Below are 13,535 nucleotides of genomic sequence, written 5' to 3'. Positions count from 1 at the left end.
AAACCCGCCATTTCTCATAACGAAAGACTGCTACTGCACCCCACCTGCGTCAGGCGCGCCGCCGCCTACGCTCCACGGGGACAGCGTCATCGCGGCAGACCCGCTCGGCGAAGCCGCCAGAATCGGCTCGACGCCGGACAACATCGTCACCGCGGTCACCGACGTGCTTTTCGGGTCCGGCTGGGACCCGACGACCATCACCGCATCGCCAACCTTCAGATCAGCCAGCGCCTCGGTCGGAGACTGTGCCAGCATCTGCGACAGGTCACCTCCCTGCCTTGCTCCTCCCGGTCCGCCCTGTCCACGCGGTCCCTGCCCAGCCCCGGCGCTGGTTCCTGCGCCCTGCGCGCTGCCCTGCCCCGCGCCTGCGCTCCCGGCTGGGCCGCCTTTAGCGCGAGCCGCCAGCATCGCAGCATCCCGCTCGGGCAGCTTGCGAACATCGGAGTTAGCCGTCACCTTCACAGTCACGTTTTTCTTTGTCACAAGGTCCTTCAGGCTGAGCGTCCCGTCTGCGGCGTTGATTGAAGCGATCGTTCCGGAGAGATTCTTGAACGTTCCGCTGACGATGGCGTCTGCCTGAATTGACGCACCATCCTCAGACTTGTCACCCAGCACGCGCACCTGGTCGCCCGGCTGGATCTGCGCCAGCGTACTCGGCTTTGCGTCCTCGAACTTCACCGAATCCCCGGAGTAGCGGCGGAACTGCGTCTTCGCCGACGTATTCACCATGACCTTCTTCACACCCGAAGAGATCGAAATCGCTCCCGTGGACGCGTCGACCGCGCTCACCAGACCACCCGATCCACGACGCTGCCAGTCGGCCTGCTCCTCCTGATGCTTCTGCGCGATATCGCTTGACTTCATCAGGATGACGCGCGCCGCAGTGAAGCTGCCGTCATCAGCTACCTTGCCGGTTACGAGAACGCGGTCGCCGACAGCGATATCGCCGATCGCGATCAGCTGCGCCGATTTCAGGTCGGTGCTTCCGGGAGCAAGCTGCAGCACTCGCGCCCCATCCGCCACCGTCACCGTCACCTGCGCTCCCGCGTCGGTGCCCAGCGTAATGGTGTTCCCGGAGATCGCCTTCACGGTTCCGAGCTGCCGAGCCGCCGGGCCTGCCGCAGGCGCCTGCGCTTTTGCCGCGTGAGAACAATATCCCCGTGCGATGGGCAGAACCAGCCCGGCCGCAAACACTGAACTCCGAAAGATAGACTTCATCCGCATCGTTATCGACCTCAAAAAAGATTCCATGGAGACTGCACTGTCCACACTCTTCCGCATGCCCGCGGAGGCGGAACTATTTTCCTGAGATACGTTGCAGTCCCGTAAAAGTTTCGGGAGTGAATCGGTTTGTAAACTTGCGACCTGGAGGAAGAGGTGACTGCGTCTTTTACGCCACCCAGAGCGTCAGTCTATCGAGGTGCAGCGTCGCGGCGCAAGATTGACGTCTATTCGCTTGAGAGTACGACGAAACGGCTCGGCGGCAACAGAACTGTCTCCCCGGTAACCTGAATATCCTCGTGCGAGCGAAGGACTGCGGCAAGGCCTCCATGGTTCTCAAGCGCAACTGACGCGACGCCCAGATTCGCCATCATCTTCATGCCGCCTCGTTCCATCACAAGCCAGCGGTCGTTCTCGTCGAAGTCCACCCGCACGTGATGCAGATCGCCGTTGTTCAGCGCCCCCGACCTGCGCCGCAGCGCGACCAGGCTGCGGCACCAGTCGAGCATCTCCGCATGGCGTCCGTGTGTGGTCTCCTGCCATTGCAGCTTCGAGCGTTCATAGGTCTCACGGCTGCCGGGATCGGGAATCTCCTCCGGCCTCCATCCCAGGGCGGCAAACTCTCTCCTTCGCCCTTCCGACACCGCCTTCGCCATCCCCGGCTCTTCGTGATGCGCGAAGAACTGGAACGGCGTCGAAGCGGCGAACTCCTCGCCCTGAAACAGCAGGGGAATGACGGGCGACGTCAGCACCAGCCCAAGCGCTACCTTTGCGCGATCGATGCCGATGGCGTGCTCCAGCCGGTCGCCTGTGGCTCGATTGCCCACCTGATCATGGTTCTGGATGAACCCGATGAAGCAATGTGCTGAAAGCCCTTCGACGGGCCTGCCGTGGTTCTTCCTCCGGTACTTCGAGTAGCCGCCATCGTTCACAAAGATCTTCGTCAGCGCCTTGGCAAGCGTGGCGAACGAGCCGTAGTCCGAAAAGTAGCCCCTCTGTGTCTCGGCCGGCTCCAGCACCGTAAACAGCGCATGGTGGAAGTCGTCGTTCCACTGGGCATCCATCCCATAGCCGCCCGCCTGCGGAGGCATCACCACACGAGGATCGTTCAAATCGCTTTCAGCGATAAGCACAAGCCTCCGTCCCAGCGTGGTCGACAACACTTCGGCCTCAGAGGAAAGCTGCTCCATGAAGTGAATCGCCGAGCGGTCCACGTATTCATGCACCGCGTCCAGCCGCAGGCCGTCGATGTGATAGTCGCGCATCCACATCAGCGCGTTGTCGCAGAAGAACCGTCGCACCTCGTCGCTGTCTTCGAACTCGAGATTTACGGCGTCGCCCCATGGCGTCCCGTGGCGGTTCGTCACATAGGGCCCGAACTTTCCCGTGTAGTTCCCCACTGGGCCGAAGTGGTTGTAGACGACATCCAGCAAAACCGCGAGGTTGTTGCGGTGACAGGCATCGACGAAACGCTTCAGCCCATCGGGGCCGCCATAGCTGTCTTTGACAGCGAACAGGCTCACGCCGTCGTAGCCCCATCCATAGTCGCCCGGGAACTCGGCCACCGGCATCAGCTCCACGTGCGTGACGCCGAGGCGCGCAAGATGCCCCAGCCGCTCAATCGCTCCATCGAACGTTCCCTCCGGCGAGAAGGTCCCCACATGCATCTCGTAGATCACCGCGGAGGCCAGCGGAGGAGCCTGCCAATGTTCATCGCGCCAGACAAATGCGCTCTGATCGTAGAGCCGCGAGACGCCGTGCACTCCCCTCGGTTGCCACAGCGAGCGCGGATCGGGATACGGCTTCGGATCGTCATCCAGCAAAAGCGCGTAGTCCGTTCCCGGCCCTGCCTGCTCGACCTTCACACTCCACCATCCGCGCACGCTCCTCAGGCTCATCGGGAAACGCCCCCCGCCTACCGCGACCGCAACAGACTTCGCCCTTGGAGCCCACACGGCGAACTCATACATCGACCGTCTCCTTCACCAGCAGCGCCACAGGGAACTCCTTCAGCAACGTCTTCATCGTTACTCGTCCGCCGGCGATGCGATCTCCCGTGAGCCGGTTCGTCCATCGCCCCTCGGGCAACGCAACGACGGTATCGCGCCACGCGCGCATCAGGCGCGACGTCAGGCGCGGCACAATCGTCGCCACAGCGTCGCCGCGCAGGTAGGCGATCACGTGGTCGCGCCTCGCTCCCGCGACCTCGAGCGGCGTGTATTGTGCGTCCGCTCCAAACCACTCCGGATGCTCGCGCCGGAGTTGCAGCGCGTGATAGATCGTCCACATCTTGGGCATGCCGTCGTCGGCACGCTCCATCACTCTCGTCGCAGCATCGTCGCCCATCATGTTCTTCATCTCTTCGAACAACCGCCGCCTGCGCTCATAATCCACGGGCCGCCGGTTGTCCGGATCCACCAAGCTCAGGTCCCAGACCTCAGTTCCCTGGTATAGATCAGGAACTCCCGGCGCCGTGTGCTTCATCAGCGTCTGCGCCAGCGAGTTCACGCGGCCAGCATCCTTCACCCTCTCGACAAACTGCTCCAGCTCGCGCACAAACGGAGCATGATCCAGGGTCTTCGCAATGAAGCTCTCAAGCGCCTCCTCGAACTCGCGATTGTTCGCGGTCCAGGAGGTCTGCTGCCTGGCCTCGCGCACCGCTTTCAGCATGTAGCTCTGCGCCCGCTCCACCGGCAAAGGCCATGCGCCGATCAGCGTCTGATAGTAGAGGTACTCAGTGTTGCGGTCGGGCATCGCTCCCCCGCCTGGCCTGCTCCTCAGAAAGCCGCTGTTTATCCGCGACCAACGGTTAATCGCCGATCCGAACCTCCCTGCCATCTCTGAGAGCACCAGCAAACGCGCACGCACATCGCCGCTGCGCTTGGTGTCGTGTGTCGCCAGCGCGGTCATCGTCAGCGGATGCGTCGCCTGCACCTTCGCGCAATACTCATGAAACTCCGCGACGCTGACGCCATTTCTCCCCGGATCGCCGCCCACCTCGTTCATCGCCGAGAGCCGGTTGTAGCAGTAGAACGCAGTGTCCTCCACACCCTTGGCCATCACCGGTCCGGTGAACTGCTGAAAGCGCAGCAGGAACTCGCTCTCGCGCTTGCCCGTCACCGTCATTGTCAGTACGTCGCGCAGAAATTCGAAGAGATCGCTGTCGATGTCCTGCCGATTCTGCTTGGCACACTCGGTGGCCTGCCCGATGTACGCTCGATCCTCCTCGGTGATCTCGTTGCGCGAGGGAGCGACATAGGTGCGATAGACCGGAAAACACGCCGCTACTTCGCGGATTGCGCGGCGTATGTCCGTCCTCGTGTAGTCCCTGCGGTCGCGGCTAGCCTCGCAGATCTCGACAAACATCGAGGTCACCTGGTTCACGTCACTTCCCAGCCTCTCCTGCATCACGTCGATCTTCTTGTTGTGTGCGATCGCGTGAAAGTCGTCAAAGCCCGCCGCATAATCCGTTCCCAGAAAGGTCTGATACACGGAGCTCAGCTCCGACATTCCCTGCGGCCACACGAGCACGCCGGCGGCCATGTTCATGAAGTCATAGCCGGTCGTTCCCTGAATCGGCCAGCTCTCACGCAAAAACTCACCCGGCTCAAGAATCTTCTCTCCAACGATCCATGCCTCGGGAGCATGGTCGCGCAGACGCTTCAGGTATTCCAGCGGATCGCGCAGCCCGTCTGGATGGTCCACCCGCACGCCATCGAGCACGCCACCGCGCAGCCACTCCAGCACCAGCGCGTGCGACTCCTCAAAGACATGCTCGCGCTCGACTCGCAGCCCAACCAGCGTGTTCACATCGAAGAATCGGCGGTACGCAAGCTGCTGCCCCGCGGTCTTCCAGTACGACAGCCGGTAATTCTGCTGGTTCAGAAAATCATCGAGCGCATCGAGATTCCCGTTTAGTTCCGCAAGTGATCGGTCAATCGCCTCGCACACGCCCGTCTCCTCAGCGAACAGGCGTTCCAGCAGCGTGTACAGCACGACCTTATCGCGATGCCGCGCCAGGACCGTTCTGCGCTCCTCGTATCCGGGGGCAGGCAGCCTCCCAAACGACGCGGCAAGGAAGTTCAGCGTGTTCGACCTCGCGTACTCGGCAGCGCGCGACAGAATCACCGGCAGCGACTGCGGCGCAACTGGCAGTGAATTCCCCGCCGTCTCCACATGAAGCTTATGCCCCACGCGCAAGACCTTGATGCCGCCGGCCTTCAGCACTCGTCCGTATTGGTCGGCAAGGATTGGCATCAGCACCTTATCGCGGAGCCTCTCCTCCTGCGGCTGCCAGTCGATATCGAAGAACGACGCATACCGGCTCGACTGTCCATTTTCAAGCACGTCCCACCAGTAGCGGTTCTCCTTGCCCAGCGACATGTGGTTCGGCACCACATCGAGCACCTGCCCCATCCCCAGTTCGCGCAGTCTCACCGAAAAACGCGCGTGAGCCTTAGCGCCACCCAGCTCCTCATTCACCTGCTGGTGCGAGACAACGTCATATCCATGCGCACTTCCCGGTGCCGCCTGCAGATAAGGCGAGCAGTAAACATGCGAGATTCCCAGCTCCCGCAGATAGCCGGCAATCCCAGCTGCGTCGTCGAACGTAAAGTCCTTGTTCAACTGCAGGCGATATGTAGACAAAGGTGTCCGCAAGTTTTTCATCGATCAAAGTCAAAAATATGAACTTGGCGAAGTGGAACAGAAGGGACCGCTTTTCTCTTATTCCCTTTAGATTCTCCAAATGCGGGCCCGGGTTGCATTGCGCCGCGTCGTTGGAGGGCTCTATGAAAATCAGCCTTCTGAAGTACTTGCGGACGCACTTTTGCAGCAACCACTCGCATCTCTCCTGCATCTGTCGAAAAACAGGATGTTGTCACAACTTCAGCGACCTCACACATACGCAGCATCTAAAATCTCTTGAGCAACTCCGCAGTTGGAGCCCGCAAGTGAAGAAGTCCGGTAGCGCCACCGATTCTCTCTGGTACAAGGACGCCGTTATCTACGAGCTACACGTCCGCGCGTTTCAAGACTCCAACGGCGACGGTATCGGCGACTTCCCTGGCCTCATCTCACGCCTCGACTACCTTCAAGACCTCGGCGTAACCTGCCTTTGGCTGCTGCCCTTTTTTCCCTCGCCCCTGCGCGACGACGGCTACGACATCGCCAACTACACCGATGTCAACCCCAGCTACGGCTCGCTCGACGACTTCAAGCGCTTCCTCGCCGCCGCCCATCAGCGCAACATGCAGGTGCTCATCGAGTTGGTCATCAACCACACCTCCGACCAGCATCCGTGGTTCAAGGCATCGCGCCTCGCGCCTCCCGGCTCGCCCGAGCGCAACTTCTACGTCTGGTCGCATACCGACCAGCTGTACAAGAGCGTGCCGATCATCTTCTCGGACACCGAGAAGTCCAACTGGACCTGGGACGAGACCGCCGGAGCCTACTACTGGCACCGCTTCTTCTCCCACCAGCCCGACCTCAACTTCGACAACCCCGCCGTCTTCGAAGAGGTCCTCAAGGCCATGCGCTTCTGGCTCGACCTCGGCGTCGACGGCTTCCGTCTCGACGCCATCCCCTACCTCATCGAGCGCGACGGAACCACCTGCGACAATCTCCCCGAGACGCACGCCATCATCAAGCGCATCCGCGCCGCCATCGACGAGGGCTACAGCAACCGATTCCTGCTCGCCGAGGCAAACACCTGGCCCACCGACGTCCGCCCTTACTTCGGCAATGGCGACGAGTGCCACATGGCCTTCCACTTCCCGCTGATGCCTCGCATCTACATGGCGCTACGTCAGGAAGACCGCATGCCGATCACCGAGATCATGGCGCAGACGCCGCCCATCCCGGACTGCTGCCAGTGGGGACTCTTCCTCCGCAACCACGACGAGCTTACCCTCGAGATGGTCACCAGCGACGAGCGCGACTATATGTACTTCGCCTATTCGGCCGATCCACGTATGCGAATCAACGTAGGCATCCGCCGCCGCCTCGCTCCGCTGGTCGACAACAACCGCCGCCGCATCGAGTTGCTCAATTCACTGCTGTTTTCCTTCCCCGGCACGCCCATCCTTTACTACGGCGACGAGATCGGCATGGGCGACAACATCTACCTCGGCGACCGCAACGGCGTCCGCACCCCCATGCAGTGGAACCCCGACCGAAACGCCGGCTTCTCCACCGCCGTCCCGTCCCGGCTCTATTTCCCTGTCATCATGGACCCCACCTTCGGCTACCAGGCGGTCAACGTCGAGACGCAGTTGAGCGAGCCCTCTTCTCTGCTGCACTGGACCCGCAACATGATCGCCCTGCGCAAGCTCTTCCACGTCTTCGGCCGCGGTACGCTCGAGTTCCTCAGCCCTGAGAACCGTAAGGTCCTCGCTTACATCCGCCACTACGATCCTCACTCCGACTCGCGCGAGCAGACGGAGGCCGCCCGCGTTCGCGACGTCACCTCGCCCGGCAACGAGACCGTACTCTGCGTCGCCAACCTCTCCCGCTTCGCGCAGCCCGTCTCGCTCGATCTCTCAGAGTTCGCCGGAATGCAGCCAGTCGAGATGCTCGGCTATGTCCCCTTCCCTATCATCACCAGTCAGCCGTATCCTCTTACTCTTGCGCCCTACTCCTTCTTCTGGCTCGAGCTGCAGGGCGCTCCCGAGGCCCGACAGGAGTAAACCATGGCCTCCACGCCGACCAACACCGCCCCTTCCGCCGACGCCATGCCGGCCACAGGCAGTCTGCTGCTGATCAATCTCGCGCCTCTGCCACCCGGAGAACTCGAGGCCACGCTCTCCAACCTCGCCCTCGCCTTTCCCGCGCAGCAAGTCCTCGTCGCCGTGCCCGACGTTACTCCCGACGTCGCCACGCAGTCCTCCTTCAACACTCTCCGGCTGCTGCCGTACGAGCCGCCGGGCGAGCCCTCCGCCACCGCCGCCGCGCTCACCGCCGCCGACTACCTCAACACCTTCCGGCTCGCGCAGGAGAACAACGCCGCTGCCTGCCTGCTGCTCGGCGCCGAGGCCAACTCGCTCGACCCCACCTCCATCCGCAGCCTCGCCTCGGCTGCCTCGGCCGCCGACCTCGCTACGGCGCGGTATCACATCGGCCCCAACCATGGGCTCGTCAACTCCGCTATCCTCTACCCCATCACTCGCGCACTCTTCGGCGCGCACCCGCGCTTTCCGCTCGGGCCCGATCTCGGCCTCTCGCTGCGCATGGCTGAGCGCCTCGCCGCGCAAGCCCACCGCTACGCCTCCGCCGGACAGAACGATGCCCTCCTCTGGCCCGTCGCAGAGGCTGCCGTTGCCGGCTACACCTGCACCGAGGTGGAGGCCCCTTCGCGCACCTTTCCGCAGCCGCCAGCCCCCGACCTCAACGCCATACTCACACAGATCGCCGGTTCGCTCTTCGCCGACATCGATGCCAAGGCCGCATTCTGGCAGCGCAACCAGAGCGCCCTCGCTCCCCGCGCAGCTGCCTTGCCCGTCGCGGCAATCGACAACCTGCCCGACGTCGCTCCCATGCTCGATTCCTTCCACCTCGCCTACAAGAATCTGCAGGAACTCTGGTCGCTGGTTCTACCGCCGCAGTCGCTGCTCGGCCTCAAGCACCTCTCCCTCATGCCCCCTGCAGAGTTCCGCATGCCCGACTCTCTCTGGGCGCGCATCGTCTACGACTTCGCCCTCGCCTGGCGCCTGCGCACCCTCAACCGCAGCCACCTTCTCGGCGCGCTCACGCCTCTCTATCTCGCATGGGTCGCCTCGCACCTTACCCTCATCCGCAACGGCACGCCGCCGGAGACGCACATCGAAGACCTCGCCGGCGTCTTCGAGCGCGACAAGCCTTATCTGGTCTCGCGCTGGCGCTGGCCTGACCGATTCAATCCATAAAAGAATCGGCAGAATAAACCAACCCGCCGGCCTGCATCTAACTCGAAGGAGATCAACCTATGTGGCAACAAGTCGAACTCGCCCTAAAGGAATCCGCTCACCGAGCCCTGTTCACGCTGGCGACGTTTCTCCCCGGAATTCTTGCCCTTCTGGTTGCCGTCGTCCTTCTCACGCTTCTGGGAGCCTTGCTCGCCGCCGTGCTGCGCCGCCTTCTCTCCTCGATGCGCTTCGACGAGCGCCTCGGCCGTAACACCGTCGTCCCGCTCTCGGACTGGGCCCCCGCAAACAGCCCATCGATCCTCATCACCCGCGTTGTCTTCTGGGGGTGCGTCGTCCTCGGCTTCATCATCGGCATTCAGGCCTTCGACTCCGCCTACTCCGGCAACTCGCAGATGGCGCTGTTCCTGCTGCCCTACCTCACCCACTCGGTCGGGGCCATCATCCTGCTCATCCTCGGCAACATCATCGCCCGCTTCCTCTCGCGCTCGGTGCTCATCGGAGCCGTCAACTCAAACCTCCAGTACGCACGCATTCTCGCGCTCGGCGTTAAATGGATGGTTCTCGTCGTCACCGCGGCGATGGTGCTCGATCACCTGCAGATCGGCGGCACCATCGTCGATCTTTCGTTCGGCATCCTGTTCGGAGGTATCGTCCTCACGCTCGCCCTGGCCGTAGGCCTCGGCTCACGCGAGATCGTCAGCCGCTCGCTTGAAAAGAACGTCGACCGACCGCCCGACACCATGACGCCAGGGCATAACGGCGCCCACACGCCGACCGAAACCCTGCGCCACTTCTAAGCAGGGCGAGCTGAGTAGCCGAGCAACCTATTGCTGGCTGTGCGCAACCACCACGATCATGAAGGTCCCAGGCTTCACTGCCGGGCGGCCACCGGCTTTTGGCTCCTCAAACTCTGCCGTGGGCAGATAGACTGTGTGCGATGTCGGATCGACTCCCATCGTCTTCGCGCCAGTCCGCGTTTTCACAACCTGCTCGATCTCGAACTTACCCGGCGACGTCTCTCTGGCGACTGCGAGCGATCCGTCGCGGCAGCTCGCGAACGCCTGGTTTCCGTCGATCTTCGTGGCATCGACGCCGTCTCCAATCGGAAGATCCGCCAGCACCTTGCCATCAGCCGTGCTCATCACGATCATTTTTGCGGGCTTCCGGCAACCGAGAATGAGGCGTCCCTTTTGGGCGTCGATCGACATCCCCACCGGCGCTCCGCCCGGAGCGACAGGCCAGCGTGCGACAACCTTCCGCGCCTTCATGTCCACGACCGCGACCTCGTTCTTATCCATGATGTTGACGAAGACTTTGCCTTTTCCATCGGCTGCAAGGAACTCGGGCGCTCCTCCCAGATCGATCGGAGCTTCGATCTTTCCGTTTGCCGGATCGATGTCCGGCTTGAACGTCATCAGCACGCCCTTGTCTCCCGACACCACGAGCACGCGCCCGATCGATGGGTCATAGATGATGCCGTCTGCATCCGGCTGCGCGGCGAGCTTGCCCAGCACCGCATACGTCTTCAGATCGAAGATCACGATAGCGCCATCCCCGCCGCCATCGGTGATGAACCCTCGCCCTACCGAAGGAACAATCGCAACACCATGCGCGGTCTTCTGCCCCGGAATGTCACCCAGCGTCTTGCCCGTTTCAGCATCGATCACCATCGTGTGCGTGCTTCTCGGGACAAACAGCCTATGTGTATCAGGGTCAACCGTAAGGTAGTCCCACGACCCCTGACCACCGATCGGAAGCGTCTTGGTGACGTCCCACTTCGTCTGTGCCACAGCAGGCAGAAAACTCGCGCACAACAAAATGGGCAAAGAGGCTCTAACAACGAGGTTCACGCAACGCATATCGACTCTCCTGGCTTACTTTCACGCAACAGCGATCCTTGGTATTCGGAACACGAATACAAGCTAGCTGCTGAAAGTTAAGCCTTCCTGAAGAATGCGGCCGTACCCCTACTCCACGTGATAGTTCGGGGCCTCGCGCGTGATGATGACGTCATGCACATGGCTCTCGCGGAGCCCGGCGTTCGAGATGCGAATGAACCTCGCGTTCTCCTGCAACTCCTCGATCGTCGCGCAGCCGAGATACCCCATGCCCGACCGCAGTCCTCCGACGAGCTGATATACCATCGCCTCGAGCGGCCCCCTGTGCGGCACGCGGCCCTCAATGCCCTCCGGCACAAACTTCGCCAGCCGGTTCGAGCTTCCGTTCTCCCGCGCCGTCAGCGAAGGCCGCTCCGCGGTCGAAGCCTCGTTCAGATCGTCCTTGCCCTGGAAGTACCGCTCGCCGGATCCCTGCGCCATCGCCGACAGCGATCCCATCCCGCGATACGCCTTGAAGCTGCGGCCCTGGTACAGAATCGTCTCACCCGGGCTCTCATCCACGCCGGCAAACAGCGAACCCATCATCACCACGCTCGCGCCCGCTGCAATCGCCTTCGTCACATCGCCCGAGTACTTGATGCCGCCATCGGCGATGATCGGAATCCCCGTCTCCTTCGCGGCGCGATACGCCTCCGCGATCGCGGTGATCTGCGGCATCCCTGCTCCGGTCACCATGCGCGTTGTGCAGATCGAGCCCGGCCCGATCCCCACCTTCACCGCATCGGCACCGGCCTTCATCAGCGCCATCGCGCCGTCGTAGGTCGCAATGTTGCCCGCCAGCAGATCGACCTCCGGGAACCTCCGCTTCACCTCGCGCACCGCCTCCAGCACTCGCGACGAGTGCCCGTGCGCCGAGTCCACCGCCAGCGCATCCACCCGCGCCTTCACCAGTTCCTCCGCCCGCTCCAGAAAGTCCCCCGTCGCTCCAATGGCTCCCGCCACCCGCAGCCTTCCCTGCGAGTCCTTCGAGGCGTTCGGGTATTTCAGCTTCTTCTGGATGTCCTTGACAGTGATGAGCCCCTTCAGTTCGTAGTCGTCGTTGACCACCAGCAACTTCTCCACGCGATGCTCGTGCAGAATCTGTTCCGCCTGCTCCAGCGTCGTGCCCACTGCAACTGTGATCAGGTTCTTCTTCGTCATCACGGAGTCGATAGACAGATCAGTCCGCGAGACAAACCGCAGGTCGCGGTTTGTCAGGATTCCCACCAGCTTCTTGTTGTTCGTCACAGGCACGCCCGAGATCTTGTACCGCCGCATCACGTCGAGCGCGTCCGCAATCGATTGCTCGGGGGCCACCGTCACCGGATCGACGATCATGCCGCTCTCCGACCGCTTCACCTTGTCGATCTCGCCCGCCTGCTCGGCAATCGTCAGGTTGCGATGCACCACGCCCAAGCCTCCCTGCTGTGCCATCGCAATCGCCAGCCGGGCCTCGGTCACCGTGTCCATAGCGGCCGACATCAGCGGCGTGTAAAGCGTGATCCGCTTGGTAAGCTGTGTCTGCGTGCTGACCTGGGTCGGAACGACCTCGCTATATGCAGGTACAAGAAGGACGTCGTCAAATGTAAGAGCTTCAGGAACTGGAATTTCTATCATAGATATTGGATGAGCGTGTCCGGACGGGGCTTCATGCCACGGGGGTTTGAGAGATTGTAGAATCGCCATCGCGTCAGAGCAAATCCGCGGCTTCGTCTTCCGTTCCCATTCCCGAGTCCCGGGGGACTGGCCTCTTGCCTCTTGTTTGAAATCCTTGCCCGACCGATGTATCATCATGGCTGTAGGCTGTGTTTGTTCCGTAGTGCCGTGCTCGCACCGGCCAGTTGACGGAAGAGATGAGTGGGCTCGAGCCCACTTTTTATTTGCTCTCAAAACACACTGGGCAACACAGTACCAGAATCGCTATGGCATTGAATCTGGACACAATACGGGCAACAGCCGAGCGCGTCGCCGCCTCCCACGGTCTTGATGTCGTCGAGGTCGAGTTTCAGGGCGCCGGCAAGTTCCGCGCCCTGCGCGTCTTCGTCGAAAAGAACGCAGCCGAGCGCGCAAAGCTCGCTGAATCAGCAGATTCCGAGACGCTGCCCAAGGGTGTTCCCGTCGAAGCCCTCTCTGGCGTCACCCATGAAGACTGCGCGACCTTCGCCCAGGACTTCGGAACTGTGCTCGACGTCGAAGACCTCATCCCCGGCGCCGAGTACACCCTCGAGGTCTCTTCCCCCGGTCTCGACCGTAAGCTGGTCAAACCGGAGGACTTCACCCGCTTTATGGGAAGCCTCGTCAAGCTCCGCACCTTTACCCCGGTCAACAACAACCGGCAGTGGCAGGGCCGGATGACCCGCTTCTCCGACGGTCTGCTGACCATCGACCTCACAGCCACTAAGCAGAAGGGCAAGGGCAAAAAGAAGCTGACCGAGCAGACAGTCGATATCGCCCTCGCCAACATCGAACGAGCAAATCTGGTTGCGGAGATCTAAGCAAACTCTCCCAGCCGATCGGCGTCTCCCATAGGGCCAAG

Annotated in this window: 9 protein-coding genes; 4 read left to right on the top strand and 5 right to left on the bottom strand. The window is 62.0% G+C overall.

Annotation, left to right across the window (positions count from 1 at the left end):
* Window positions 1-30: 30 nt before the first annotated feature.
* The 3 genes from OHL16_RS19840 to treY all read right to left on the bottom strand — a co-directional run bounded on the left by OHL16_RS19840 (window position 31) and on the right by treY (window position 5,868).
* Complete coding sequence (locus OHL16_RS19840; RefSeq protein ID WP_263368938.1) at window positions 31-1,224, bottom strand: DUF5666 domain-containing protein; 1,194 nt, start codon at window positions 1,222-1,224, stop codon at window positions 31-33.
* 224 nt (window positions 1,225-1,448) lie between these two features.
* Window positions 1,449-3,191 carry a malto-oligosyltrehalose trehalohydrolase gene (gene treZ / locus OHL16_RS19835; RefSeq protein ID WP_263368937.1) on the bottom strand — a complete coding sequence of 581 codons (1,743 nt, stop codon included), beginning with the start codon at window positions 3,189-3,191 and terminating at the stop codon, window positions 1,449-1,451.
* Window positions 3,184-5,868, bottom strand: coding sequence for a malto-oligosyltrehalose synthase (gene treY / locus OHL16_RS19830; RefSeq protein ID WP_317891108.1), 2,685 nt, complete (start codon window positions 5,866-5,868; stop codon window positions 3,184-3,186). The genes treZ and treY overlap by 8 nt, the downstream gene beginning before the upstream one ends.
* A gap of 305 nt (window positions 5,869-6,173) precedes the next feature.
* On the opposite strand from treY, the gene treS reads away from it, so the two are divergent.
* The 3 genes from treS to OHL16_RS19815 are packed head-to-tail and all read left to right on the top strand — an operon-like array spanning window position 6,174 to window position 9,919.
* Window positions 6,174-7,907, top strand: a complete 1,734-nt coding sequence (treS, locus tag OHL16_RS19825; RefSeq protein WP_396127236.1) for a maltose alpha-D-glucosyltransferase — start codon at window positions 6,174-6,176, stop codon at window positions 7,905-7,907.
* Window positions 7,908-7,910: 3 nt separating this feature from the next.
* The gene (locus OHL16_RS19820; RefSeq protein WP_263368935.1) at window positions 7,911-9,122 is read left to right on the top strand and encodes a hypothetical protein; all 1,212 of its coding nucleotides are present in this window, start codon (window positions 7,911-7,913) and stop codon (window positions 9,120-9,122) included.
* Window positions 9,123-9,181: 59 nt separating this feature from the next.
* Complete coding sequence (locus OHL16_RS19815; RefSeq protein ID WP_263368934.1) at window positions 9,182-9,919, top strand: hypothetical protein; 738 nt, start codon at window positions 9,182-9,184, stop codon at window positions 9,917-9,919.
* A gap of 27 nt (window positions 9,920-9,946) precedes the next feature.
* On the opposite strand, the gene OHL16_RS19810 is transcribed toward OHL16_RS19815, so the two are convergent.
* Both OHL16_RS19810 and guaB read right to left on the bottom strand, forming a co-directional pair.
* Window positions 9,947-10,912 (bottom strand): YncE family protein, encoded by a 966-nt coding sequence (locus OHL16_RS19810; protein ID WP_263368933.1) that lies wholly within the window; start codon window positions 10,910-10,912, stop codon window positions 9,947-9,949.
* Window positions 10,913-11,089: 177 nt separating this feature from the next.
* Window positions 11,090-12,616 (bottom strand): IMP dehydrogenase, encoded by a 1,527-nt coding sequence (gene guaB / locus OHL16_RS19805; protein ID WP_263368932.1) that lies wholly within the window; start codon window positions 12,614-12,616, stop codon window positions 11,090-11,092.
* Between the two features lie 305 nt (window positions 12,617-12,921).
* Here guaB and OHL16_RS19800 point away from each other — a divergent pair, with 305 nt between their 5' ends.
* Complete coding sequence (locus OHL16_RS19800; protein ID WP_263368931.1) at window positions 12,922-13,494, top strand: ribosome maturation factor RimP; 573 nt, start codon at window positions 12,922-12,924, stop codon at window positions 13,492-13,494.
* Window positions 13,495-13,535: the final 41 nt, after the last annotated feature.

Origin of the sequence: Edaphobacter bradus, from assembly GCF_025685645.1 — a bacterium.
In the GTDB taxonomy this organism is placed as follows: Bacteria; Acidobacteriota; Terriglobia; order Terriglobales; family Acidobacteriaceae; genus Edaphobacter; species Edaphobacter bradus.
Note: the sequence above shows the minus strand (reverse complement) of the source record. Positions and strands in the feature narration are given on the sequence as shown.

Bases quoted from the DNA above. Each gene is read 5' to 3' on its own strand.
- OHL16_RS19840 (WP_263368938.1), bottom strand. From the start codon at position 1,224: ATGCGGATGAAGTCTATCTTTCGGAGTTCAGTGTTTGCGGCCGGGCTG.
- guaB (WP_263368932.1), bottom strand. From the start codon at position 12,616: ATGATAGAAATTCCAGTTCCTGAAGCTCTTACATTTGACGACGTCCTT.
- OHL16_RS19820 (WP_263368935.1), top strand. From the start codon at position 7,911: ATGGCCTCCACGCCGACCAACACCGCCCCTTCCGCCGACGCCATGCCG.
- OHL16_RS19815 (WP_263368934.1), top strand. From the start codon at position 9,182: ATGTGGCAACAAGTCGAACTCGCCCTAAAGGAATCCGCTCACCGAGCC.
- treZ (WP_263368937.1), bottom strand. From the start codon at position 3,191: ATGTATGAGTTCGCCGTGTGGGCTCCAAGGGCGAAGTCTGTTGCGGTC.
- OHL16_RS19800 (WP_263368931.1), top strand. From the start codon at position 12,922: ATGGCATTGAATCTGGACACAATACGGGCAACAGCCGAGCGCGTCGCC.